The organism is Mycetohabitans endofungorum, from assembly GCF_037477895.1.
GTDB lineage: Bacteria > Pseudomonadota > Gammaproteobacteria > Burkholderiales > Burkholderiaceae > Mycetohabitans.
On sequence record NZ_CP132744.1, the window covers coordinates 1,737,972 to 1,763,663 of the forward strand.

At 60.0% G+C, this 25,692-nt stretch carries 24 protein-coding genes and 1 tRNA gene; 7 read left to right on the plus strand and 18 right to left on the minus strand.

Annotated elements, in window-relative coordinates; all coding sequences use genetic code 11:
• Positions 1 to 32: 32 nt before the first annotated feature.
• The 12 genes from RA167_RS07465 to gltX all read right to left on the minus strand — a co-directional run bounded on the left by RA167_RS07465 (position 33) and on the right by gltX (position 12,460).
• On the minus strand, positions 33 to 2,309 hold the full coding sequence (locus RA167_RS07465; RefSeq protein WP_076785069.1) for a contractile injection system protein, VgrG/Pvc8 family: 2,277 nt from the start codon (positions 2,307 to 2,309) through the stop codon (positions 33 to 35).
• A 71-nt stretch (positions 2,310 to 2,380) separates the two neighbouring features.
• The gene (locus RA167_RS07470; protein ID WP_076785070.1) at positions 2,381 to 3,049 is read right to left on the minus strand and encodes a hypothetical protein; all 669 of its coding nucleotides are present in this window, start codon (positions 3,047 to 3,049) and stop codon (positions 2,381 to 2,383) included.
• Entirely contained in the window at positions 3,049 to 3,216 is a 168-nt protein-coding gene (locus tag RA167_RS07475) for a DUF5908 family protein (RefSeq protein ID WP_175972398.1), read from the minus strand. Before RA167_RS07475 ends, RA167_RS07470 begins: the two co-directional genes overlap by 1 nt.
• On the minus strand, positions 3,213 to 3,683 hold the full coding sequence (locus RA167_RS07480) for a phage tail protein (protein WP_076785071.1): 471 nt from the start codon (positions 3,681 to 3,683) through the stop codon (positions 3,213 to 3,215). The genes RA167_RS07475 and RA167_RS07480 overlap by 4 nt, the downstream gene beginning before the upstream one ends.
• Positions 3,680 to 4,999 (minus strand): phage tail sheath family protein, encoded by a 1,320-nt coding sequence (locus tag RA167_RS07485; protein WP_076785072.1) that lies wholly within the window; start codon positions 4,997 to 4,999, stop codon positions 3,680 to 3,682. Before RA167_RS07485 ends, RA167_RS07480 begins: the two co-directional genes overlap by 4 nt.
• 257 nt (positions 5,000 to 5,256) lie before the next feature.
• Positions 5,257 to 6,954 carry a phage tail sheath family protein gene (locus RA167_RS07490; RefSeq protein ID WP_076785073.1) on the minus strand — a complete coding sequence of 566 codons (1,698 nt, stop codon included), beginning with the start codon at positions 6,952 to 6,954 and terminating at the stop codon, positions 5,257 to 5,259.
• A 71-nt stretch (positions 6,955 to 7,025) separates the two neighbouring features.
• On the minus strand, positions 7,026 to 8,294 hold the full coding sequence (locus RA167_RS07495) for a phage tail sheath family protein (protein ID WP_076785074.1): 1,269 nt from the start codon (positions 8,292 to 8,294) through the stop codon (positions 7,026 to 7,028).
• 62 nt (positions 8,295 to 8,356) lie between these two features.
• Complete coding sequence (locus RA167_RS07500) at positions 8,357 to 8,806, minus strand: phage tail protein (RefSeq protein WP_013436258.1); 450 nt, start codon at positions 8,804 to 8,806, stop codon at positions 8,357 to 8,359.
• Between the two features lie 140 nt (positions 8,807 to 8,946).
• Entirely contained in the window at positions 8,947 to 9,156 is a 210-nt protein-coding gene (locus RA167_RS07505; RefSeq protein ID WP_076785075.1) for a hypothetical protein, read from the minus strand.
• A gap of 218 nt (positions 9,157 to 9,374) precedes the next feature.
• Positions 9,375 to 9,779 (minus strand): transposase, encoded by a 405-nt coding sequence (locus RA167_RS07510; RefSeq protein WP_083705958.1) that lies wholly within the window; start codon positions 9,777 to 9,779, stop codon positions 9,375 to 9,377.
• A gap of 1,132 nt (positions 9,780 to 10,911) precedes the next feature.
• Positions 10,912 to 10,987 (minus strand) — tRNA-Ala (locus RA167_RS07515).
• Between the two features lie 72 nt (positions 10,988 to 11,059).
• A complete protein-coding gene (gltX, locus tag RA167_RS07520) occupies positions 11,060 to 12,460 on the minus strand; it encodes a glutamate--tRNA ligase (RefSeq protein WP_076785077.1) in 1,401 nt (466 codons plus the stop codon).
• A 184-nt stretch (positions 12,461 to 12,644) separates the two neighbouring features.
• On the opposite strand from gltX, the gene RA167_RS07525 reads away from it, so the two are divergent.
• The gene (locus RA167_RS07525) at positions 12,645 to 13,598 is read left to right on the plus strand and encodes a patatin-like phospholipase family protein (protein WP_370642930.1); all 954 of its coding nucleotides are present in this window, start codon (positions 12,645 to 12,647) and stop codon (positions 13,596 to 13,598) included.
• Positions 13,599 to 13,642: 44 nt separating this feature from the next.
• On the opposite strand, the gene RA167_RS07530 is transcribed toward RA167_RS07525, so the two are convergent.
• The 5 genes from RA167_RS07530 to RA167_RS07550 form a co-directional block, all read right to left on the minus strand.
• The gene (locus tag RA167_RS07530; RefSeq protein WP_076785078.1) at positions 13,643 to 14,329 is read right to left on the minus strand and encodes a C40 family peptidase; all 687 of its coding nucleotides are present in this window, start codon (positions 14,327 to 14,329) and stop codon (positions 13,643 to 13,645) included.
• A 116-nt stretch (positions 14,330 to 14,445) separates the two neighbouring features.
• Positions 14,446 to 16,128 (minus strand): ABC transporter ATP-binding protein, encoded by a 1,683-nt coding sequence (locus RA167_RS07535; RefSeq protein WP_076785079.1) that lies wholly within the window; start codon positions 16,126 to 16,128, stop codon positions 14,446 to 14,448.
• Between the two features lie 72 nt (positions 16,129 to 16,200).
• The gene (locus tag RA167_RS07540; RefSeq protein WP_076787236.1) at positions 16,201 to 17,274 is read right to left on the minus strand and encodes an ABC transporter permease; all 1,074 of its coding nucleotides are present in this window, start codon (positions 17,272 to 17,274) and stop codon (positions 16,201 to 16,203) included.
• A gap of 46 nt (positions 17,275 to 17,320) precedes the next feature.
• Complete coding sequence (locus RA167_RS07545) at positions 17,321 to 18,361, minus strand: microcin C ABC transporter permease YejB (RefSeq protein WP_076785080.1); 1,041 nt, start codon at positions 18,359 to 18,361, stop codon at positions 17,321 to 17,323.
• A gap of 6 nt (positions 18,362 to 18,367) precedes the next feature.
• Entirely contained in the window at positions 18,368 to 20,245 is a 1,878-nt protein-coding gene (locus RA167_RS07550) for an extracellular solute-binding protein (protein ID WP_076785081.1), read from the minus strand.
• A gap of 135 nt (positions 20,246 to 20,380) precedes the next feature.
• On the opposite strand from RA167_RS07550, the gene fabI reads away from it, so the two are divergent.
• Both fabI and RA167_RS07560 read left to right on the plus strand, forming a co-directional pair.
• Entirely contained in the window at positions 20,381 to 21,172 is a 792-nt protein-coding gene (gene fabI, locus RA167_RS07555; protein WP_076785082.1) for an enoyl-ACP reductase FabI, read from the plus strand.
• 255 nt (positions 21,173 to 21,427) lie between these two features.
• Complete coding sequence (locus RA167_RS07560; protein ID WP_076785083.1) at positions 21,428 to 21,721, plus strand: H-NS family nucleoid-associated regulatory protein; 294 nt, start codon at positions 21,428 to 21,430, stop codon at positions 21,719 to 21,721.
• A 173-nt stretch (positions 21,722 to 21,894) separates the two neighbouring features.
• Here RA167_RS07560 and RA167_RS07565 read toward each other — a convergent pair whose 3' ends face one another.
• On the minus strand, positions 21,895 to 22,884 hold the full coding sequence (locus tag RA167_RS07565) for a LysR family transcriptional regulator (protein ID WP_076785084.1): 990 nt from the start codon (positions 22,882 to 22,884) through the stop codon (positions 21,895 to 21,897).
• A 126-nt stretch (positions 22,885 to 23,010) separates the two neighbouring features.
• Here RA167_RS07565 and RA167_RS07570 point away from each other — a divergent pair, with 126 nt between their 5' ends.
• The 4 genes from RA167_RS07570 to hemP all read left to right on the plus strand — a co-directional run bounded on the left by RA167_RS07570 (position 23,011) and on the right by hemP (position 25,420).
• Positions 23,011 to 23,928 (plus strand): pirin family protein, encoded by a 918-nt coding sequence (locus RA167_RS07570; protein WP_370642929.1) that lies wholly within the window; start codon positions 23,011 to 23,013, stop codon positions 23,926 to 23,928.
• 160 nt (positions 23,929 to 24,088) lie between these two features.
• Entirely contained in the window at positions 24,089 to 24,490 is a 402-nt protein-coding gene (locus RA167_RS07575) for an OsmC family protein (RefSeq protein WP_076785085.1), read from the plus strand.
• A 64-nt stretch (positions 24,491 to 24,554) separates the two neighbouring features.
• The gene (locus tag RA167_RS07580) at positions 24,555 to 25,040 is read left to right on the plus strand and encodes an SRPBCC family protein (protein ID WP_076787240.1); all 486 of its coding nucleotides are present in this window, start codon (positions 24,555 to 24,557) and stop codon (positions 25,038 to 25,040) included.
• 107 nt (positions 25,041 to 25,147) lie between these two features.
• Entirely contained in the window at positions 25,148 to 25,420 is a 273-nt protein-coding gene (gene hemP, locus RA167_RS07585) for a hemin uptake protein HemP (RefSeq protein ID WP_076785086.1), read from the plus strand.
• Positions 25,421 to 25,692: the final 272 nt, after the last annotated feature.

Here is a 25,692-nt window from a genome sequence, read left to right on the forward strand (position 1 = left end):
AAAGACTCCTATTTGTCGACGCCGCGTCGGCGCTAGCCCAGGTTCACCATCGCGCCCTTCACGTTTGTGATTCCGCTGCCACCCACGTTCGTCGTTGCCTGGCCCTCCACGCTCACCTGCGCGCCCGTCACGCTCGCCTGAGCTTGGCCATTGAACGCCACCTTGGGCCCCGCCACGCTCACCTCAGCGTCACCCTTCACGTCAACCTTGGCACCCTTGATCTGAACGCCCTCATTGCCACTGAGCTTTGTCGTCATCGTGCCATCGACCGCCACTTCATTGGCCGACACGCTCGCTTTGTCCGGCGTCATCGTCATCCGGCTACGCTCGCTTGACCACGCCACCTCTTGCTTGCCTTGCCCTGATAACTTCGTCTGCGCATCTAGCTTCACATGCTTTTCGCTTGACACGGCCACGCCCGCCTTGCCCTCTAGCGTCACTTGCTCGGTCGCATTCACCTTAAGGTTTTTCTTTGTCGTCCACGACACATCCCCCGCCTCGACCTCCATCATCACTTGCCCCTGCTTGGCGGCAAACGAAAGCCCCTTCTCTTCGCTCATCACGAGCTGCTGTTCTGGTGTCGTATCTTGCCCCACCATCCACTGCAACGCATGCTGCTCTCGATCGAAACTCAACTCCAGCCGCTTGCCCTGATGCCGCAGCACAATCGCCTTCTTCTCGTTTTTAGCGCTCGGCGCGAACGGCGCCACTTGTTTTGGGTTATGCAGCGACGCCACAATCACCGGGTCCTGCCCCATGAACTCCAGTGCCACCTCGTCCTCGGCTTCCGGATAAAATGTCACCCCGCTTTGGGTGCTCGCATAGGCGTGCCCCATGCGCGCCCACAGCACTGACGATCCTAACATCGGCACCGTCACCGGCACCCGGTTCCATGTCGCCGGCTTCGCATCCGTTTGGTGCTTGGCCACCTTACCGATCACCAATTCTGCCGGCGCAGGTAGCGACGGTGCCACTGCTGCCGCCTCGTCCAATCCGATCCCCACGATCGTCTTGCCCACCCGCAGCGTCGAGTCGATCTCGTATTCGAGCTGTGTCACGATTGCGCGCCCGTCCAACGCTGGGCCAAATCCAGTTAACTCCAACGTATCGCCCAACTCGATCGCCTGACAGCCCGCCACCGTCCATTGCCCTCGCACCGCCTGCGCATGCTGTTGCGTGATCCAGCCATTGGTCGCACTTTGCTGGATCGCTGGCTCCCATTGTCCAGTTAGCGACGCCAACCAGCGCGCGTCTTTCAGGGGCTTGATTCGAGTGGGCGCTAGTCCTCCTGCGCCCAGACTGGCCGGTTTCGCCGTCTTCTCCACCACCCTCTGCGCACTCAAGTCCCAACTTTTCGTGTATACCTGTTGCGGTTGCGTCAGCCCCGAATACGCCCATCGGGCCTCGAGCAAACTCATCCCTGGTCGAGACGCCGCAGCCCCAATCCGGTGCGTCTTGCCGCCCAGCTTGGGCGCGTGAATCTTGACGCCCCCATCGGCTTGCGGCCACAACCACGCGCCGTGTTGGCCTGCCACCGCTCGCACGAATGTCCAGTCCGAGCAATTCCATTGCATCCGCTGCACGGGCTCGGCGACCGGCATCGTCACCTGCGCTTTCACGCCATGCTCGCCCAGTACCTGCCGTAACACGCTCGCATCCGTACCCTGCTTCAGGATCCGGCTGTCCTGCCGTGCCTTCAACCCCTGCAACCGGTGCTTGAGTCGCACCTTCAGGCGCCGACCCGTGCTACCAACTTGGACCTGCATCGTCGCCACCACGCCGGCAAACAGCAGCAGCTTGCCCGCCTTCATGCTTAAGCTCTGACCAATCGCACCCTGTTCAAGCAGACGCGTGAGCACCGAGTAGTCATCGTGCGGCGCTTGCGGCATTGTTAACAGCACCGTTGCTGTCGGAATTTCGTTGACCGCACGACGCACTTCAATGCGCTCTACCCATACGTGCTTGGGATCCAACGGTTGACCATTTAAGCGAATCTCAAGCTCAGCTGGCGCTTCGTCCGCCCCTGTTCTATTAGGCGCGTGCGCGCTGCCCGCGGTGCCCCGCAGCGCCGAGCCGGCTTCCAATAGCGCCGCGCTCGACTGCGCGGCCTGGCTGATCGTGTCCGCCCATGGGCTCACTGCATGGGTGACCACGGCCTGCGCGTCTGCGGCCACGCCCGCGACTGCTGAGCTCGCTTGACTCACCACCTGGTCCACGGCCGACACCGCCTGATCGGCCACCTCGCTCACGCTCGCCTCAGCCTGGTGTACCGCCTGTTTGATACGCGCCTTAAATGATCCGAATCCCATCGTCGTGTTCCCTCAACGGTTTTATCCCGCCTTGCCCGCGCGTCCGCTTTCGGCGCCCACCGCCACCCGACTCATTTAATCGCCAGCCACCGGCCTGGCTTCAATTCGCTCAAATTGGATAGCCCGTTGGCTCGTGCTACTGCCAAATAATCGGCCTTGCCCGCCGCACCGCCTGTCTGCTCGAGCAGGTTCGGCAGCGGTGTCTTATCGTCCGCGCTCACCAGTTGGCGTGACACCGGCTGTCCTGCCCGCAGCTTGGCCATGTCATCACTGGTCTCGCCTTTGAGCGTCAATGTCGCGCTGGCCCGCAGCGGCGCTGCGTTGCGATCGAATAGCGTATAGCTCACCGATAGCTGCTGCAGCCGCCCGGCAAAAAAGCCATGCCCGTGCCAACTCATCTTGCCCCATGTGACCCGCAGAAACGGCGCTTCGCCTTTCGGCCCGACGGTAAAGCACAGCGCACGCAACTGGCTCAGCTGAGCATCCACCGGCTTGCCGCCGTTAGGGCCTCGTGCATCCAAAATCAACTCCAGACTTAACGTCGGCGGCTCGACCTGCCGATACCAACTCACGTCATGATGCTGATTGATTCCACTCGACGTTTGGTACGACGCCGCATAGTCCAAACTAATCGTCTGCGGGTTATACATCGCCGTGAGCGTGCCAATTTTCTTTTGCCCATTGGCCCCCTGATATGCCTCTAGCGTCAACTTCGTCAGGCCTCGCTCGAGCAGCCCCATCACAGTTGCTCCCGTTGTTCGTTCAGCAGCTCCAGCGCCCGACGCGCCACCTGCTCCACCCACTCCTGCTCGCTGCGCATCGGCAGCGCCGTCGTCGGGTTGCATGGCGTGGGCGATTCACTGACTACCCGCGCTTCAATCACCAACTCCCGAATCTCAATGGTCATCCCCGTACTCCCACCCAATGCATTTGCCGGTACGCCAACTCCAGCGTATCAATTAGCACTTCATTTTTTGACGCATCTAGTTCTCCAGTCGTCCACGACACCGGCAAGGCATCGGTGAGCGTCCAGCTGCACACCGGCCGGTAATCGCCGTTGAGCAACAAAATCACCACGCTTATATACGTGCTCGCCACGTTGCTCAGCACGTGGTTGAACAGCATCGTCACCGGCGTGACCGACATCACGCCGCGCTGCAGCACCAACGTGCCGTGCTGCACCTGATCAGGCAACTGCACCGTGCCCAGGTTATCCCCGCCTTCGCGCAAGCCCGTCACCGCCAGCGTACGTCCCAATCCCGAAATCTGCGCAAAATGCATATCCAGCGGACTGGGCACCCGTTTGATAAAAAACGTCGCCTGGAACCGGTGCGCCAGGCTGGGCGCAGTCATGCGTGCCGCGATCGTCTTCATGCCAAGGGCCCTCCCACCGTCTCGGTTCCCGCCGCCGTCGTGTCACCCAGCTTCAGCACCAGCTTGATCTCAATGCACTCGGCCGCATGCAGCACCGCCACGGCCACTCTTATCATCAAGCGGCCTGCGTCGATGTCCGCCTGCGTCAGGGTCTCATTCAGGCCCACTTGCACCGAATACGCTGACGTTTCATCCGCACCGGCCAAGCCTCCCTCCAGCCACAGCTGCCGCAGCCAAGCGCTGCATAGCCCGCGCAATTGGAACCAGGTCACCTCGTGGTTCGGCTCGAACACCGCAAACCGGCATCGCTCACGCAAGTTGGCTTCAATCCACGTCACCAATCGTCTGACCTGCACATACCGAAAGGGCGAGTCAGCCTCGCCCGCTAGCGTGCGGCAGCCCCACACGCGCGTGCCCCGCCCCGGAAAGCTGCGAATTAGGTTGATCGACGCGCGGGATACGTCGAACCACCCACTCGCTTGCGTCTCTGGATACCTTGGCTGAAGCACATGCGACAGCGCCTCATTGGCTGGCGCCTTCCACACCCCTATCTCGCGGTCTGTGCGCGCGATCACGCCCAACACTGCCCCACACGGGGGCACGATCCGGTATTCGTCATACGGTCTGGGCGTCGACTCTTTCAGCCCTACCTTATTGTTCGAGCGGTAATCGGTCATCAGATGGGGGCCATACAGCGCGGCGTGCTGGCCCAGTTCACCCAGTGGCTGTTTTTTTCGCAGCGTGTCAATGCAGTGCTTTGCGACCCCCGGTTGACTGGGCGCATCCAGTACAAAAAATAGATCCGACCGGCTCGCATGTACTGCATTGAGCAGCGAGCGCCACACCTCAATCAGCGCGTCGGCCACTTGATCATTGATGGTTTGATCGTCGTGATGAAAGGAGGGTAACGCTTCAATGCATGGAACTAGTTGCGGCACCGCGACCAGCGTAATCGACGGCTCGCTCAATATCGGCGCCAGGTCACTTTGCAGCCGCTGGTTCCACCAGGTTTGCCACATCTGGCAAGAGGCCTGGTTGGCGGGTTCTGGATCCGCCCAGCTCAATACGAAGGCGCACTCTCCACCATTATCGAAGTACTGCTTGAGTGTGTCGTGCAGTACACCGGCTGGCACGTTCACTGCCATTGAAGCATTGCACAGTCTCAACGCAGCCTGTCCAGCGCCTGGCCACCAGCCAATGAACACCGGCACAGCACTGGCTTGCACATCCTCGTTGGCATCCACTGGATCGATCGTCGAGATCAACTTCACGCCCGGCTCTGGCCACGCTGTTTCGGTTGTTTTCATCACATTCATAGTGCCCACTCTTGCTATGCCATCCCGTCATCATCAACTGCCACCACTAGCTCGCCTTCACGACAAATCAGCGCTACGCTATCCTTTGCAGTCCTGATCTGCACAATCAGCTATTCCATCGAACATCTATCACGCCTCTGAGTGCGGCCGTGCGTAGCTTTCGTTGACCAACCCAGCACGGCGTAAGCTTCGCTCAGGATCCGCCTGCAGCCAGGGCTCGTGCGCCCCTTTAGTGCTGCTGCGCTTGCCTATAACAATTAGCTCGGCACCATGTCTTGCGTGAACTGCAACACGGTAAACTCCGCCGGCCGCACCGCAGCCATCCCCACTTTTGCTATCATTCGGCCATTAGCGACATCGTCCGGTGTCATCGTCACTCCCAGCCCGATTTGCACGAAATACGCTTGTGCAGGCGTCTCGCCCTGCAGTGCGCCCTTGCGCCACAGCGCAAATAAGTAATGATCCAATGCGCTGCGCACCGCCTCCCAAGTCGGTGCATTGTTGGGCTCAAACACTACCGTGCGCAGCGTCGCGCACGCATCGCGTTCGACCGCATTGAATAAGCGTCGCACTGAAATGTAGCGCCATGCGGTTTGATTCAGATCCGCCATCGTGCGCGCGCCCCACACCTTTATCCCTTGGCCATGAAATGCGCGGATTGCGTTGATTTTGTTATTGACTAATCTTCCGTTTAGCGCGTCGTCGAGGCGAATCGGTTCAGCCTTCCCGTCTTGCCGCACCGAGGCCAACTCCGTCACGCCCACCAGCGCTACGTTCGCCGGCGCCTTCCACACACCGCGTTCACGATCCACCCGAGCAATAACCCCTGCCATCGCCGCGCTCGCACGCACGATCACAGGCCCGGCTATCTTCTGTTGCGCGGAGGCACGGCACGCGTCGTAAGTTTTTTGTAAATTCTGGGCATTTTCACCGGCCCTTTTTGCCTCATCCCCATTCTTACTTGCTTCCTCGTCGAGCGATTTAATTTTTTTCTGCAAAGTCTCTAAGGTTAATTCTTCCAATTCATTGCTCGGCATACCCGCGTCGATCATCGTTTTTTTCTGGGGGGCCGTAAGATCAATTTTCTTCTTTTTATCGCTCAAATTCCTAATAGAAGGCTCATCGCAAATGGTTTTTAAAGCCTTGATTTTATTCGTGAACGCTTTCGCCTTATCTTTATTTCCCTTTGCTTTGCCCAGGAACGATTTGATAGCGAGATTCAAAGTCGCTAGGGTCGGGTTGCTCAGTCTACAATCCGGCACACCCTCCTTGATCAGATTATTCTGATCTCCCAAGAGCCCGGTCACCGTCACGCCAGCATCCGACACTTCACGAACATAGCCAGTAGCTAGCGCCGGGAAATACGTGGCCACCTGCGTCGATTCTGCTACGTTCGGCACCTCGAAATTCGTATTACTGCTGTCCTTTGCCTGCGCATCCCCCAACAAAAACCGGCCGCGATTGCCGCCCGACGTCGCGCTGGCACCTAACAGCGTACCCAATTTCTCGTACACTTTTTTGTCTTTTTCCGTGCACTCGCACCACACGAGTAACGTGATGTCCGGACAGTGTTCGATCGCCGCGGCCATCTCGGTTAAGTATTCGTCCTCTTGTTCCGGTAGGTGCAGCACGTAACACGGCCCACCCCCATTTTCGAAATACAACCGTACACTGTACGAGCCGAGAGGAAGCGTTGGATTTGTCGCCTGTTTCGTCGTAGGCTCCTGTCCCGCCAGTATCGCCGAAGCATCAATTGTGAGCGTCTCCAACGTACTAAATCGCTTCGTGAATGCCAGCCAACTCTGCACTGGTACACACCTTTTTAACGGTGCCCCATCAATCGTATTAAAATGCCCGATAAACACGGGCACTGCCGTTTCACCCGACTGGATACTCAACGCCCGTACATTGCTTTCTTCCACATAGACGCCTGGCACCGCATACGCCTCGCTCATAACCCGTCCTCACCCCAACGATGGTGTGCGGCACCGGCTGGCGCCGCCCAATCTAGTTTGCTCGCTGGCCGTCAGGCCGTTACCACGTTCTGCGTCAGCTGTAGCACGATAAACTCTGCCGGACGCACCGCCGCCAGCCCCACCTTGATAACCATCCGGCCGTTGTCAATATCGTCTTTCGTCATAGTCACATTCAGCCCGATCTGTACAAAATACGCCTGCTCAGGGGTACTGCCCTGCAACGCGCCCTGCTTCCATAAACCGTGCAAATAGTTGTCTACCGCCCCGCGCACCCGCTCCCACGTCGGCGCGCTGTTCGGCTCAAACAGCGCCGGGCTCATCGCCGTCCTAACATCCTTTTCCACCGCGTTGAACAGACGCCGCACTGGCACGTACCGCCACGTCGTCTGATTCGACTGCAGCGTGCGTGCTCCCCAAATCAGGGGGCCGGTGCCGCGAAACGCACGGATCACATTGATCGATTTGCCGCCTGAGTCCGGTACGTTGGCTTGTGCATTTACTGCATCCGAGACCTTGAACGCAGGCTGTGCGCCGATAATCTCGACGTTCGCCGGCGCCTTCCACACACCGCGCTCGCGATCCACACGCGCGTAGACACCCGCGACCGCCCCGCTCGGCGGAATAGGAATCGACTTTTTGCTTGCATCGACGACGCCGTCCATCGTCAACCACGGGTAGTACACCGCAGCATAAGGCGTGTCCGGGTAGCCCTCTGCCTGTTTGACTACATCATTAGGGTCACTGTTGCCATTCGTGTTCAGTTCGTTTTTCGGGCCATCGAAAATCGCAAAACACGTCTTGCCCACGCCGCATAACGTCGACACTGCAGTCTGAAAACTACCGGGGGTTGCACCCGCCTGCACCAGCAGCGTTACGTCGTCCAGCGCCGGTACCAACGCAGTGAGCTGATCGACCGGCGCGACATAGCAATACCCGCCGCCGTTCAAAAAGTACAGTTTTAGCGACTGGTAAAGCGCGTTTTTCGCAAGAGCATTATCGAAATTTTTGCCTGCCATGTCACCCGCTGCTTTTTGCTTGGCCTGGTCTGTTTCGCCATTTTTTGGGGGCTTACTAATCGCAGTCTGTACCACATTTTGCCGCTTTGGGTTCAGTGCCGCGGTAACTGCCAGCCACGAATCGAACTGCGTCACTTTCGTGCCATCGATCGCCTCGTTCCACTCCTTCAAATCATTGCCGTCAGTGCTGGTCTTCGTCGCGTTAAACGCAAACACCGGCACCGCCGTCTGCCCGGTCTGAATCGACAGCGCCAGCCCGAACGGCTCCTCCACATATACCCCAGGTACCTTGTAATCGGCCATGATCCCCTCTTTGCATTTGTTGCCCACTCATCGGCTCAACCGCTTGACATCGTGCGAATGGCTCAATGGAAATTCACCGTCACACGGTCCGCCGCCAGACTCAGCTCTTCGAAAGCCACCTCATTACTCGTCGCCTCCAGGCTCGGCGCGGTAAGTTTGGTCGGAAACGCATTACTCACGTTCCACGTGACTAACAGCTCCTTGCCCGACTCATCGGTCAAGCTAATAGAAATGTCTTTTTTATCCACTCGATTTAGTGAAATGGAACTCATCCAGTCATACAACTGGCTGTGCTTAGGCATCACCCCGCGCTTGAGCGTAAGCGTGACCGATTGCGCTTGCCCCGGCATCTGGTACAGGCCACCAAGCCCATCCTTGTACTCGATTTTTTCCACCGACTGCTCGAGCCCCGACACGCTGCTAAAGGCCATCTGCTCGTTGCCCACCGTGACCGTAAAGCGATAGGTCGGTATCGGATAAGTTGCCGCCATTGTCTTTGAATCCAGTGCCATGTTTTGTACTCCTACTTAAAAAAGCTTTATTGGTTCGCTTTGTTACACTCCATTTCGGGCCTTTGCCAAGCACAAAGCGCCCTCTCCCATTAAGCGGCACAAGTTAGCGCCAGAGCCGCCGTGCATTTCACAGGTTTAGTTCAGCGCTTCACGCGCCGCGTGCTCTGCTCGGTTTGCGCAGCGCATTGGCGGTACAGCCGCGCATACTTGCGCTCAAGCTCGTGCAGCTGCTCATGTAACTGCTCGTTGTCCTGCTCAAGCCTATGCAGCATCACCAGCGGATCGTGCGCGGGCCAGCGCGCTGACGTACACCCGTCCAACCATGCCATTAGCTTGTTCAACGTTTTCATCGGGGGCTTGCTCCGCTTAGGCTTGCGCCATCGTTTCCTCATGCACGCCCCGGCACCGGCGACCGGCCCGCGGCACCGTTCATCCGCTGATCGCCTACGGCCCCAAAGCGTGCATCGCCGTTAAATCAAGCTTAGACGATGCGCCGCTGTTCGATTAATACAACCTATTTTGAGAAAATCCGCCGCGCCCGTGACGGGTACACGCGGCGCAGGCGCGCTTAACCGGGACGACGAAAAGGGCTTGCTTGATAGTGGTACAGCGCACGCGACAGCCCCGCCAGCCGGCACGCTCGCGCCAAGCTCACGTTAAAACGCCGTCTTAGATAAACCACCAGCTCACGCCTCTTATGGGTGCACAATCCCTGTGCGCCCAGCGCTGCCTGCAGTAACTGACTGTCTAACTCTAGATACCTAACGCGCTTGCGCAGCCGTACGTTCTCGCGCTCCAGCACTTCGAGGCGCGCGAGTGTGCCTACATCCAACCCTGCATATGCTTTTTGAATCCGATACAGCGTTGCCGCACTGATTGACCACTGACGGCACACCTGCGATAGCGTTTCACCGGCCTGTCGTGCTTGCAACGCAGCGATCATCTCGACTGCACTGAGTTTTCGGCTTCTCATGTCACTTCTCCTATTGTTGAAATAACATGAGAAAGCAAACCACCGCGCTTTTTCAACCACTTCAATGATGCTGTTTTTGTCGAAAAGCTTAAGCACAGCATGATCAAAATAGCCTGTACTAGATTAAATGACAACGTTGAACTATGGGCGTAAGAGTCTCCGACTCTAGCTAGTGAATTGGAGCGGGAGAAATGAGCCTTTAGCCCTGCCATCCAACTGACCTGGTGATGACATGGTGGAATGATGCGCGATGACACCGCGCGATGTGTTTAACGCCATGTAAGCAACGGTGCACGCGAGGTGGATAATGAGGTAATTAACTATGTTACTGACGTTTCATACTAATATTATTCGGTCAATATCACAGCAATTTAAACGATCAAACTGCAATACAGTCACATTCAAACATTTATGAAAAAATAAGCCGTGTGTCAAGTATCGCGGTTACCGCGTTTGCCTTCTTCACATCATGGCTGGTCAACAGCGGGCATTGCGCCCGCCAACGCATAAGCCTTCGGAAAACCGGGAAGCCGGCAGTAAGCTTTTCGCGTTTGCAGACAAGGCAGTCCAGATGCGCGGACCGCGGCACGTCAGTGACGCCGACAAACTGTTCAACTGAAGGGTGCGCGACGCACTGTCGTGCCTCGGCTTACGGCTCCTGAAGCAGCCCACGCGTACTAGCTGAGCCAGCGCAGCCGACGGCCGGCGCCGTGCATCACGCGCTACTTATCTCTTTCGCTGTGGGACGAGGTCAAAGACTTTGTCAAGCCGCTGCCCCAAGAAACTGCAGCGCAGCAGCGTTTACTACGCCCACTGCCGCTGTCTAACCACGCTCTTCTACTACACAAGGCCTGCGCCTTTCCGAGGTCGCCCAAGGCACCATAGGCGACTTCTCGCGGCACCTAGGCCCGGACGGACAGGACCAGTAGTGGCTTGACATCGTGGGTAAGGGGCAACGCGCGCGGCTCGTGCCCGCGATCGCCAAAGTGGATCGTTGCGCTAGCCCGCTACCGGCAAGCGTGTGGCCTGCCCTCACTGCCCCGCCGGGCCGAGGGCACGCCGCTGGTAAATTAAAAAAGCTTTGATTTCTCAAAGCTTTTTTTGCTACTTCGGCTTTCTGTTGACTATGTCTTGGTGGAGGTAAGCGGGATCGAACCGCTGACCTCTTGCATGCCATGCAAGCGCTCTCCCAGCTGAGCTATACCCCCGACAGAGAACGAGATTCTAGGGACAAACCGACCATTTGTAAAGCCCCTTGACGCAAAATTCTGTCACCGCGCTCAAGACAGCACCGCCCTCAACCGCTCGAGTACCGTCTCGCGACCGAACAAATACAGCACCGCATCGATCGACGGCGTATGCGTCGTTCCGGCCACCAGCAGACGTACTGGCATCGCCAGCTGCGGCATCTTAAGCTTGTGGGCTGCCAGCACCGCCTTCAACGCCGTCCCGATCGCCTCCTTCGTCCAGTCGATCCCCGCAAGGGCTTCGATAAACTCGGCAAGCGCGGGACGTACGGCATCCGTCAGATGTCGCTCAAGCTCCTGCGCTGCCGGCGCCGGCGTCCGATAAAACATCACCGCGCTCTCGGCGATCTCCTTGACGGTGTTCGCACGATCCTTAAACAGCGCGACAACGCCGTCCAATGGCGCCCCCCGTGTCGCATCGACACTAAGCGCGGTCAGCATCGGCAACGCGAGCGACGCCAGGCGCGCGTTGTCGGCTTCCTTCAGATAATGGTTATTCAACCACTTCAGCTTATTGGCGTCGTACTGTGCCGGCGACTTGCCCAGGTGCTCGAGGTCGAACCATTCGACGAACTGCTCACGCGAGAAGATCTCCGCATCGCCGTGCGCCCAACCAAGCCGAGCAAGATAATTCAACACCGCCTCGGGCAGGTAGCCCTCATCGCGATACCCCGTCACGCTCATCGCACCATTGCGCTTGCTCATCTTCTCGCCTTGCTCGTTGAGCACCGTGGGCAAATGCGCATACACGGGAGGCGTGCCGCCCAGCGCACGCAGGATATTAATCTGGCGTGGCGTGTTGTTCACATGGTCGTCGCCACGGATCACGTGCGTGATTGCCATGTCCAGGTCATCGACCACCACGCAGAAGTTATACGTGGGCGTACCGTCGGGCCGCGCGATGACCAGGTCGTCAAGCTCGTCGTTCGAAATCTCAATGCGCCCCTTGACCGCATCGTCCCATACCACCGTGCCGCTCAGCGGATTCTTAAATCGCACGACGGGCTGCACGCCGGCGGGCGGCGTCGGCAGCACCTTGCCTGGTTCGGGCCGCCAGGTGCCGTCATAGCGTGGCTTTAAGCCCGCCTCGCGCTGCCGTTCGCGCAGTGCATCCAGTTCCTCGGGCGACATGTAGCACGGATACGCGAGACCCTGATCGAGCAGTTGCTTGATCACGTCGCGATAGCGGTCCATCCGCTGCATCTGATAGTACGGCCCTTCGTCAAAATCAAGCCCGAGCCACTGCATGCCATCGAGGATCGCCTGCGTGGCTGCCTCGGTCGATCGCTCGATGTCAGTATCTTCAATGCGCAGAATAAACGTGCCGTGATGTTTGCGGGCAAACGCCCACGGATAAAGCGCGGAGCGAATGTTGCCAAGATGGATGAAGCCGGTCGGGCTCGGCGCAAAGCGGGTACGTACGGAGGTGGTCATTGCAGATCAGGTGGTTCGAGGCATGGCCCGCGGTTCGAGGCAAGACTCGCGGGACCGGGCAAGCCATCATTATACCGGTGCGGCCGCGACGCCCCGGGCAATGTCAGAGCAATGCGCCTAGTCAAGGCAATACGCCTATAATGCGCGCGGGGCACCGTCGTTGCCGTGTCGCGGCAACATCGACCTGTGCGCCCACTTCGTGCTGGAGATTTCGTTGAAGCTGTTTGCTGTTTCGCCCACCCGCCGCCGCTTGCTCGGCGCCGCGACGGCCACGCTGCTTGCTGCATGCACCGGCGCTAAGACCCGCTCCAATATAGCCGCCCCCTCGCTGCCGCCCGCCACACCGCCCCGCCCGCTAAAGATCGGGTTGGCGCTCGGCGGAGGCGCGGCGCGTGGTTTCGCCCACATCGGTGTCATTAAGGCGCTCGAGGCGCGCGGCATCGAGGCCGATATGGTTGTCGGCACCAGCGCCGGCTCAGTCATCGCGGCCTTGTATGCGTCCGGTATGACCGGCCTGCAGATGAACAAGCTTGCGTTGACGATGAACGAGGCGGCGATCAGCGACTGGGCGCTGCCCTTGCGCTCACGCGGCTTCCTCAAAGGCGTCGCGCTGCAAAACTATATCAACACCACGCTGAACAACCGGCCGATCGAAAAGATGGCCCGTTCACTGGGCATCGTGGCAACCGACCTGAAAAGCGGCCAGCCGATCCTGTTTCAGCGGGGCAATACCGGCATCGCGGTACGTGCTTCGTGCAGCGTGCCGTCGATATTTGAGCCGGTGCGCATCGGCGATCGCGAATATGTTGACGGTGGCCTGGTGAGCCCGGTGCCAGCCGCGTTCGCCCGCAAAATGGGGGCCGATTTCGTGATCGCCATCGACATCTCGCAGCGCCCGGAAAGCGGTCTGACACGCAGTTCGTTCGACGTGCTGATGCAGACCTTCGCGATCATGGGGCAGTCGATCAAAACCTACGAACTCGACAAATATGCCGATATCGTGGTCCATCCCAACCTCGCCGCGATGAGCGGCAGCGATTTCGGCCAGCGGAACGCGGCGATCCTCGCCGGAGAAGAGGCCGTTAATCGGATTTTCCCGCAATTGCAGCAAAGGCTCGCGCTGGCCCGCTCACAGTAAACGCACAGACATGGGCGATCCGGTCAGCGCGCGGCCGGGAGCGTTCAGTCCGATGTCGATGTGCTGACGCGTTGCCGCAACGCGTCAGCCTTCGCCGGATACGCGGCGTCAAGCCGACGCGCGCCGGTAAACCGCTTTTCCCAGTACCCGCTATCCAGTTCATCGACGCGGATCGTACTGCCGGTCGACGGCGAATGCACGAACTTGTTGTCGCCGATATAGATGCCCACGTGCGAGAACGTGCGACGCATCGTATTGAAGAACACCAAGTCGCCCGGCTTCAATTCGCTCATCTTGACCTTTTCGCCGACGCGGCTCATTTCCTCTGCGCGACGCGGCAGCGTCAGGCCGAGCGTGTCTTGGAACACGTAACGGACGAAGCCGCTGCAGTCCAGACCCGAACTGGGCGAGTTGCCCCCCCACCGATAACGCACCCCGATCATGTTGAGCGCGCCGACGACCACATCGCCAGCCTTAGTGGCCATGCCGGAAAGAAACGCATGGGTATTGGACGAAAAGGTCTGGCTCGCGCTTTGCTGGGAAGCCTGGGCACCGCTCTGCGTCGCGCCGTCTTGTGCCGCCAGTGGCCGGGAACCCCGCCCCAGGTTGGCACTTTTTTGCCAACTTCCTGTTTCGTCGGCGTACGCCCCATTTACTCCAGCCATCAACGCGCCGAGGAACACGCTAGCAACAATTCGAACGCAAGCTTGTTTCAGATTGATATGCTGCATCGGATCGGTAGTATTTTCTGGGAAAACTTGAGAAATCAGGGGGATGCGGAAAAGTTTGGACGATACTAACCAGTGTTTATTACGCTGTCAAAGAAAATAGGCAATTCCAATTATTTTCATAAGGTTATTCGTTCCCGCTCGTCCGACTTCGCATCAAATTTGGCAGCTTTCAATAACTGACGCGTGTAAGGATGGGTCGGCGCATGCAGCAGCACCTCGGTGGGTGCGACTTCGACGACCGTACCACCCTGGATGACGACAACCCGATGTGCGATCGCCGCGATGACCTCCAGGTCGTGCGAGATGAACACATAGCCGAGGTTGTACTTTTGTTGCAACCGCGATAGCAAATGCAGCACTTGCTGCTGAATCGACACGTCAAGGGCACTGGTCGGCTCGTCTAGCACCAGAACCTGCGGCTCGACAATGAGGGCACGCGCAATAGCGATCCGCTGACGCTGCCCACCGGAGAATTCGTGCGGATAGCGTAACAATGCGGTACGATCGATGCCGACCTCCCGCAATGTGGCGATCACCTTTGCGCGCCGCGCGGCCTCGTCCAGACCCGGCGCATGCAGCGCGAGCCCTTCGCCGACGATTTGCTCGACCGTTTGGTGTGGCGAAAGCGAACTGAACGGATCTTGAAAGACGACCTGGATCTGCGCGCGCAACGCTCGGCGCTGGCGTCCACGGAACGAGCCTAGAGGCCGACCGCGAAACTCGATCGTGCCGGTATCGGTGTGCTGCAGGCCGAGCAACGCCATCGCCAACGTCGATTTTCCGGAACCGGATTCGCCCACCACGCCCAACGTCTCGCCCTGGCGCACGGCGACGCTAGCGCCCTCTAGCGCCACGAAGCGGCGCGGCGCGAACCACTCGGCAAGGGTGCGAGGCCGCTTCGGGAACGACACGCGAATGTCGCGCGCCTCCAGCAGCACCGGCGCAATCGGCAACACCGGCAAGATGTTGCGCACTGGCCGACTCGCCAGCAACCGTTGCGTGTACGGATGCTGCGGCGCGGAGAAAATTTGCTCGACAGTGCCCGTCTCCACGAGTCTACCCTGCTCCATTACCGCAATGCGCTGCGCGAAGCGCCGCACCAGGTTCAGGTCATGGGTGATCAGTAGCACCGCCATGCCGTGTGGATGGATATCGCGCGCCTGTTGCAACTCGAGCAGTAACTCCACGATCTGGCCCCGAATGGTTACATCCAGTGCCGTGGTCGGTTCGTCCGCGAGCAGCAACTGCGGCCGGCACGCGAGCGCCATCGCAATCATTGCCCGCTGCCGCTGGCCGCCGGAGAGCTGATGCGGGTAGTCGTCCACCCGCCGAGGCGCGTCGTCGATGCCGGTACGGGCAAGCAACGCGATCGCTCGGCGCCGCGCCTGGCGCTCGTCCACGCCGTCATGCCATCGGATCGATTCGATGATTTGCTTGCCGATTGTATACAACGGATTGAGCGCGCTCATCGGCTCCTGAAAAATCATCGCGATCTGGGCACCGCGCACACTGCGCATGCGCCTTTCGCTCAACGTAAGCAGATCTTCGCCAGCGAAACGGATCGCGCCGTCCAGTTGCGCGTCGCGCAGCAGACGCAGCACGGACAGCGCGGTCACGGTCTTGCCCGATCCGGATTCGCCGACCAACGCGACCCGCTCCCCCCGGCCAATGGCCAGACTGAGGTCATGAACGGCGATCGACTCGCCGAAACGCACCTGCAAGTGCTCGATCGACAGCAGCGGCTGCGACTGAACCGACGGAACGGCCACCTCAACTGTCGGCGGGAATGCTTGCGTCATTGTCATCGTAGGGTTCATTTCATCAGGCGGCTACCCGAGCAGCACGACGGCGCGGCACCGGCGGACACCACGTCACTGCCCGCCTGCCACGCCCAGCGCATCGGCCAGCCGGGCATCGAGCGCGTTGCGCAACGCATCGCCCATGAACGTGAGCAGCGTCAGCGTCAGCACCAGGACACCGAACGTCGACATGGATATCCACCATGCGTCCAAGTTCGCCTTGCCTTGCGCCAGCAACTCACCGAGGCTGGGCGTGGGTGGCGGCACGCCAAGGCCGAGGAAGTCCAGGCTCGTCAACGCCAAGATCGACGCGCTCATGCGGAACGGCAGAAACGTGATGACCGGCGTCATGCTGTTGGGCATCACGTGTCGGCGGATGATTTGCCAGTGCGACAGCCCCATCGCGCGCGCCGCCTTCACATAGTCGAGCGTGCGATTGCGCAGAAACTCTGCGCGCACGTAGGCGGCCAGCCCCATCCATCCGAACAGCGACAGCAGTACCAGCAGCAGCGTGAGGCTGGGTTCGAAAATCGACGCGAAGATGATCAGTAAATACAGTTCCGGCAATGAACCCCAAATTTCGGTCAGCCGCTGCCCCGCCAAATCGATGCACCCGCCGAAGTACCCCTGCAGCGCTCCGATTACGATGCCTAGCAGTGTGCCGATCGCCGTCAGCGCCAGCCCGAACGATACCGACACAGCAAAACCATACAGCAGGCGTGCGAACACATCGCGCCCCTGGCCGTCGGTCCCGAGCCAGTTCTCGCGCGACGGCGGCGCGGGATTAGGCACTGGCGAAAAATAATTCAGCGTATCGTACGAGTAGGGGTTCGGTGGATAGATCGCGAAATTGCCGGGTTGCTCGAAACGCGCTCGAATATACGGGTCGAGATAATCGGTCGGGGTCGGAAACTGCCCGCCAAATGTGGTTTCCGGATACGTCTGAAACAACGGAAAATACAGTGCATGCTGATAGCGCACGATGAACGGCCGGTCGTTCGACACGAAGAAGCCACACAGGCTGAACGCATACAGTGCGACAAAGACCACCAGACTCCAATAACCGACGCGGTTGCGCTTGAAGCGGCGCCACAATCGCTGGTACGGCGACGGCGACGCGAGCGCCGGCACGACGCCGCGCGCCATCGCATCCGGGCCGGCCGCATGGCCGGGCTTTACACGCCCTCTCACGTCAACGCTCCAAATTGTCAAATTGGATCCTTGGATCGACCAGCACGTAGCACACGTCGGAAATCAGCTGCGTGATGAGCCCAATCAGCGTAAAGAGATACAGCGTGCCGAGCACCACTGGGTAGTCGCGCCGCAGCACCGATTCATAGGACAGCAACCCCAGCCCATCGAGCGAGAACAGCGTCTCGATCAACAAGCTGCCGGTAAAGAATGCGCCGATGAATGCCGCGGGAAAGCCGACGACGAGCGGCAGCATCGCGTTGCGCAGCACGTGCGTGAACAGCACGCGGCGCTCGGGCAAGCCCTTGGCGCGCGCCGTCAGCACATACTGGCGACGGATCTGGTCAAGAAAAGCATTCTTGGTCAACATCGTGACCACCGCGAAGCTGCCGACCACCGACGCGGTCACCGGCAGCGCAATATGCCACAGGTAGTCGGCGATCTTACCCAGCATGCTGAGTTGCGACCAGTTATCCGATGTCAGCCCGCGCAACGGAAACAGTTGCAAGAACGTGCCCCCGCCGAACAGCACCAGCAGCAGCACACCAAGCACGAAGCCAGGAATCGCGTAGCCGACCAGCACGACGATGCTGGTCCAAACATCAAAGCGCGATCCGTTACGCACTGCCTTCGCAATGCCCAGCGGCACCGATATCAGATAGGTCAACAAAAACGTCCATAACCCGATGCTGATCGACACCGGCAGCTTGGAAACCACCAGCGACCAGACGCTCTGATGCCGGAAATAGCTGTCACCGAGATCGAATCGCGCATAATGCGACAGCATCAACACGTAGCGCTCCAGAGGCGGCTTGTCGAAACCATACAGCTTCTTCAATTGCGCGATCTGTTGCGCGTCCACGCCGGCGTGCGCCCTCATGCCGAACGGCGCGCCGCCCTGCTCCTGCCCCTTGCGCAACTCGCGCACGGTCTGCTCGACCGGGCCGCCGGGCACGAACTGGATCACGACAAAAGTCAGCGTCAATACGCCGAACAGCGTCGGGATCATCAACAACAGGCGCTTCAGGATGTAGCTCCACATGCCGGTTCAGTGTGCGTCATTCGAGGATGGGCGCTCCTGCGGCGCCTGCCACCATAGCGAGCGTACCCACTCTTCGGCGGTATAGTAAGGTGGCTCGATCCGGGGATACGCCAGCGTGCAACGATAGGCGATCCGGTGCACCGGACTGTACCACTGCGGCACCACGTAATAGCCGTGCAACAGCACGCGGTCCAGCGCGCGACTCGCCGCCAACAGCTCGTCCATCGTGCGCGCGGCCAGCAGCGCGTGCAGGATAGCATCAACCGCAGGCGATTTCAGGCCGAACAAGTTGTCCGAGCCCGGCTCATCAGCCGCATGGCTGCCAAAACGCGCCAGCTGCTCTGAGCCCGGCACTTCGACATCCGGATACCGCAACGCGGTCATGTCAAAATCGAATGCGTCCAGCCGCTTCTGCAACACCGCATAATCCAGCTGCCGGTACGCGACCCGGATGCCGAGCTTTTGCAAGTTGCGGATATACGGCGCCGCGACCTGCGCCATGCCGCCGCCCGAATCGTCGATGATCTCGAACTCGAACGGCGTGCCGTCGCGTGCACGCAATGCACCGTCGCGGTACGTCCAACCCGCCTGGGCGAGTAGTGCGCGCGCCTGAAGCAGATTGGCCCGTAGCGAATGGGGAGGCGGCGCGGTGACCGGCTGCGCCGGCAAAGGCCCGAACACGGCCGGATCAAGTTGCGCGCGCAACGGCGTGAGGATGGCAAGCTCAGCCGCATCCGGCATGGCACGCGCAGCCAGCGCGCCATTGGCAAAATAACTGTTTAACCGGGTGTACTGTCCATAAAACAGTTGCCGGTTCAGCCATTCGAAATCGAGCGCCAAACTGAGCGCGTGTCGCACCCGTACATCGCGGAACAGCGCGCGCCGCGTGTTGACCACGAAACCCTGCATGCCCGCACTATTGTGGTGGCGGAACTCGCGCTTGACTAGCGCACCGCTGCGGAACCGCTTGCCGACATAGCCGCGCACCCATTGGCGGGCAATGTACTCGACGTTCACGTCGAATTCTCCAGCCTTGAAGGCTTCGAGCTTGGCGACGCTATCCCCATAGAGCTTGTATGTGATCCGCTCGAAGTTGTACATGCCGCGCCGCACCGGCTGCCCGGCTGCCCAATAGTGCGGGTCCCGCTTTAACGTGATGGTGCGGCCATTGTCGTAGCGCTCAATCCGATACGGGCCGCTGGCGATCGGCGTCTCGAACGCCAGTTGGTCGAATGGGATACGCGAGCCATCCACGCGCAGCCCCCACTTACGGGAGAACACGGGCACACTGCCGGCCAGCAGCGGCAATTCCCGATTCGGACGCTTGAACTCGAACCGGACCGTCGCGGCATCGATCACCACCGCACGCGTGATATCGCTGAACACCGCAGCAAACTGCGGGGCAGCCAATGGGCTCTTGAGCGTATCGAACGAATATTTGACATCCTCCGCCTGCACCGGGTCGCCATTCGAGAAGCGTGCCTTTGGATTCAGATGAAACGTCGCGCACAGCCGGTCGGGCGCAATCTGCACGTCATCGGCAAGCAGGCCGTAGGCTGACGCCAGTTCGTCCGCGCTGCCGGTCATCAGCGTCTCGAACATCAAGTCGATGCCGGGCGCGACGTTGCCGCGCAGCGTGAACGGATTGAACTTGTCGAAACTCGTGAGCCGGCTCGGGTTAGCCAGCGTCAGCGTGCCACCTTTCGGGGCGTCGGGATTGACGTAGTCAAAGTGCGAAAAACCCTGCGCATACTTCGGCTCGCCGTACTGTGCGATTGCATAGGCGCCATGCGCGGCGCACGCAGCCAATTCGGAGATGACCAGTAAAGCGGCGATGAGACAAGGTTGCAATCGACGACGAAGCCATCGCAGGCCAGGGGTCATGGAAACGGTCCAGGGTTGCACTGTGCGACAATTCTATAGAAAATCGGGCGCCGCACCGGCATCGGGCACCCCGCGCCGTTGCGCGACATGCCGTCGACGGCCCCGACCGGCATACGACTGACATAGGGAGTATTCATGGGTTTTCTGGCTGGCAAACGCATCCTCATCACGGGTCTGCTGTCGAACCGCTCGATCGCGTACGGTATCGCGCAGGCCGCGCATCGCGAAGGCGCCGAACTTGCGTTCACCTACGTGGACGAACGCTTCAAGGAACGCATCACCGAGTTCGCCGCCGGGTTCGGCAGCGAGTTAGTCTTGCCTTGCGATGTGGCCGACGACGCACAGATCAACGCGTTGTTTGCATCGCTGAAGCAGCATTGGGACAGCCTGGACGGGCTTGTGCACTCCATCGGCTTCGCGCCGCGCGAGGCGATCGCGGGCGATTTCCTGGACGGCCTGTCGCGCGAAGGGTTCCGCATCGCGCACGACATTTCCGCCTACAGCTTCCCGGCCATGGTCAAGGCTGCCGCGCCGATGCTGGCGGACACTGCGTCGTTGCTGACGTTGACGTACTTGGGCGCCGAGCGCGTGGTGCCGCACTACAACACGATGGGACTGGCCAAGGCTTCGCTGGAAGCCAGTGTGCGCTACCTGGCGGCCTCGCTCGGGCCGCGCGGCGTGCGCGTCAACGGCATCTCGGCGGGTCCAATCAAAACGCTGGCGGCCAGCGGCATCAAGGACTTCGGCAAGATCCTGCAATTCGTTGAGCATAACGCGCCGCTGCGCCGGAATGTGACCATCGAGGAAGTCGGCAACGTGGCCGCGTTCCTGCTCTCGGAGCTGTCCTCCGGGATTACCGCCGAGATCACTTATGTCGACAGCGGCTTCAACGCGGTGGCCGGTGGGCTACCCAGCGCAGGCGAATAAGCTGAGTCACGCGAACCGCACGCGTGGCGCCTAGGTGCCCGGCGAAACAAGAACCGCCGGGCTCTTGAACCACGTCCCAAGCCAGCCTTTCATTGCACGCCGAAGCGGGCGATTCATCCAACCTTCGGCACCGGCCGTACGGTTTTTATGCGTTGCCCCATGATATCAGCGTTGCAATGTCAGCCAACATTGTGCATCGTTGCATCGTGCACCATGCATTCCAACCTTAACTGTTCACTAGAGATAGCCGACACGATGGCCACTTACAAGGAACTTCAGGCACAGCTCGCCACGCTGATCGAGCAAGCCGAAGCGGCAAAACTTCAAGAACGGGAAGCGGCGCTCGCTCAAGCCCGCGATCTCGTCGCCACCTATGAATTGACCGAAAAAGAAGTATTCGGCCAAGCCAAGCGCGGCGGGCCACGGGCGCACCCGGGCGCGCAACCCAAATACCGGGATCCGCAGACCGGCGCGACATGGAGCGGCCGTGGCCGTGCGCCGGCCTGGATCAACGGCAAAAACCGCAATCGCTTCCTAATCAAAGATTGACGGTGCAGTACACAGCCGGCACTACATTAGTTATCTATAACGACGATACGACAATGCTGAACGGTCGATCGGCTCATGAAAAAGGCCCTCACAAGGAGGGCCTTGCATTTGACGCCTTCGACAGTGGAGTATGACGTCGCTCGATCGCAAATGCGAGCGTCAATGCCGACGCGCTAACCGTCGGCCGCGTCCCCCCAGCTATGCCGCGTCGAATCCGGGCGCGACGCGTCAACCAGGTCAGCATGCGGCGTCCCCGTGCTCTTCTCAATCATTTCGACCAGAAAATCGATGAACGCGCGCACCGCTGGCAGCAATCCCTGTCGGGACAGGAACACCGCGTAAAGCTGCGGCGGCGGCAATGTCCAGCCGGGCATCACCGGCGACAATTGCCCGGCGTTCATCGCCGCCTGGTAGATATTGTCCGGCAGTACCGCAATACCCACACCAGCCAATACCGCCTGGTGGATCATCAGCAAGTCGGCGGTCACCAGCCGCGGTTCATGCTCGTAGTCATGACGCTTGCCATCCGGCGCAATCAGCTTGAATACGTACCGGCCGTCGGCACTGGGCACCGACAGCGTCGCATAGCGCGCCAAGTCAGCCGGCACCATCGGCGGATGGTTCGTGTCCAACAGGCTCGGCGAGCCGACCAGCATTTGCTCCCTGCGCCATAGCGGCCGCACGACGATATTCGCGTTCGCGTGCGGCTCCGAGCGCACCCGCAACGCGACGTCGATCTCGTCCTCGAACAGGTCAATCACACGGTTTGTGACGTGCACCACCACTTTCACGTCTGGGTAGCGACGTAGGAACTCCGGCATCCAATGCGCCAGCATCGTTTGGGAGACGGTCATCGGCACGCTGACACGCACCGTGCCGCGCGGTGTCGAGCCGAGTTGGTGAACGGCATCCAGCGCGGCCCGCGCTTCGCCGAGCATCGCCACACAATGCCGATGGAACAGCGCACCCGCCTCGGTCAGCGCAAGCTTGCGCGTCGAGCGCTGCAACAACCGCACCCCGAGCGCCGCCTCCAGGTCGGACAGCCGCCGTGACAAGCGCGATTTGGAAATACCCAGCGCGCGCTCGGCAGCAGAAAAACCACCGTATTCGACCACCTGCGAAAAGTACAGCAGGTCGTTCAGATCATGATGACCGAGGTTCACGTCGCCGTTCCATCAGTAAAACAATTCGTTGCAGCACGGCCCGCTGGCAACCCACAACACCGCGCCTATAATCATCTCATGTTGCATAAATGATGCAAATACTCCAGTTGAATAACGGAGATTCTGATGATCGATCACTTCAGCCACACTGTCGCGTCAGCACACTTGCGGGACATGGGGGCCCGCGCAGTCCGGCAAGTGGTTCCCGCGCAGCGCACCGTGGAGGGTGCGGGATTTGTCGTATACCGGCCGTTCCCGACGCGGACACTGACGGACTTCGATCCGTTCTTGCTGCTCGATGAGATGGGCCCGGTTGACTACGCGCCGGGCCAGGCCGTCGGTGCACCCGCACACCCCCATCGCGGCTTTGAGACGGTCACGTATATGCTAGAAGGCGAATTCGCTCATCGGGACTCCGCAGGTCACGCCGGTACACTCGGCCCAGGCGACGTCCAGTGGATGACGGCCGGCGTCGGCGTGGTCCATAGCGAAATGCCAGCCGCTTCGCTGCTCGAACACGGCGGACGCTCACACGGCTTCCAGTTGTGGGTCAATCTGCCGCGCCGCGACAAAATGATGGCACCGCGCTATCAGGAACTACCCAGTGCGCACATTCCAGTTGGACGCACGCCGGATGGGCGCATTGACGTCAAGGTCATCGCCGGAGAAGCACTCGGGGTAAACGCCGCGATTCAGACACGTACCCCGATCCTGTTCCAGCATTTCCGGATGCAGCCCGGTGCAACCCTGGTGCATCCGATACCGGATGGCTTTCGTGTATTTGCCTATACGCTCGACAATGGCGGCCGCTATGGCGCCCAGCAGACGGCGGCCGGCGCACGGCAGATGGTGATGTTTGACAACGTCGGCGATACGATCACGATCAGCGCCACCGATCGGCCACTGCAATTTCTGTTGATCGGCGGCGTGCCGCTCAATGAACCTGTCGTGCGCTACGGTCCATTTGTGATGAACACCGAGGACGAGATCCGCCAAGCCGTCGCGGACTACCGCAGCGGCAAATTTGGACACATCGCTGCCTGAGCAGGGGGCAGCGAGCACCCTGCGGCACAATTCAAGGATGGCAGCCAAGACGTGATGGCAGCGCAATCGTGCACGCATGCGTGCGGCAGTCGTTTCGGTCACAATGATGACTCGCCGACCGTGGCTCAGCCACTTTGGCCAACTTGGAGGACTGACGACAATGAAAGAAGCAAGCGTCACCGCGCACATCGGCCACCACGCGTATCGGGTCCTGCTCGACGATGGCACCCACAACTGGCTAGCGGACGAGCCGGCGTCAGCCGGCGGCGGCGACCGCGGGCCCACGCCCCTGTCGCTGCTGCTGTCCAGCCTGGGTGCGTGCACGTCGATTACATTGAAAATGTATGCGCAGCGCAAGCAATGGCCCCTAGCCGACGTCGATGTTTCGCTTGATATCGTGAAGGACGATAAGGGGTCCACTATCCGTCGCACAATCGTGCTGCACGGCGAGCTAGACAACGAGCAGCGGGAACGATTGTTGCACATCGCCAATGCGTGCCCAGTCCATCAGCTGTTGACGCATCCGATCGCCATTCAGAGCGGGCTGGCAGCGGTCGCGTAAACTAACGTCGATCCGCGCTATCATCGCGGCACACGGCGCTTGCCTGTTGAAGGACACTGCTGCTTTGAACTTCGAACACCTGATTCAAGTCAACGACCCGCTGAACCCGTTGACCACTACACTGACTCGTGACGAACTGTGGGCCGGTCTCGTGCTGCGTGCGGAACAGCCACAGTTGTTCGTGCTCGGCCTGGACAGCTGCACGATCCTGTCACGCCACGGCGATACACTGGAACGAGAGTTGCACTACGGAACGGCCACGGTGCGTGATCGCGTGACGCTAAGCCCCGGGCACCAGGTCCGGTATGACATCAAGGCGACCGACGCCCACGTCGGCGGATCGCTAACGATGACGATCGAGCAGCCAGACCCGGTGCAATTGTTCGTGCGCTTCGAGTACCGCACCACGCTACCCAGCGCCGTGCAAGGTTCCGATGACGAGCAAATGACTGAAATCGTCAAGTCGGCCTATCGCGAGGCGGATCTCGATACCGTACGGCTGATCCGAGAATATGCGGGCAACGGTCGGCTGTCTACACACGTGCATTGACCCGCTGCGTGGGCTATCAACTTGCTGCGACGATTAATAGACGCAATTGCAAATAAGAATAATTATCATTTAAACTCGTCGTCAACGATCAACACACCGCATCTTCGATGACGACCGTCAACCGCTTTTCCAGCACTCTGCGTCTGCCTTCGGGGACGACGACCCGCCCGATGTGCAGTTCCGCTGCCCAGCCCGGGGACCGGCGTGCCGCAGCAGCGCTCACCACGTCGGCCCCGCAGCCGGTGGGCACGGCTCATGCCACGCATGCGTTGCAAAGCGGCGACTTACTGCAAGGTCGCACGCACGTGAGCATCCTGCACAACGGTGAAACGTATCAGCTACGCGCAACGCGGCTGGGCAAGCTGATTCTGACCAAATGACCGGCATGCTGCCCGGCAATTACCAGGCGGCATGTCCAACCGAGTATTGTGGGGACCACCTCAAACCGAGGTGTTTGGCACTAGCCAGCCTTGACGGCATCATCGCGAGACCTAGACCCCTTCGCGCCTGACAAGCCTGCCGCCATAGCCAGCGAAGCCGTTTTTTTGCGGCGATTCCCCGCCCAATCTCCGAATCCTGATCTAAGCGCCGACTCGGGCTTCGTCACAAGAGAAGTTCAGACGTCCCCGGGCCACCACGGTCCGGCCCTCAA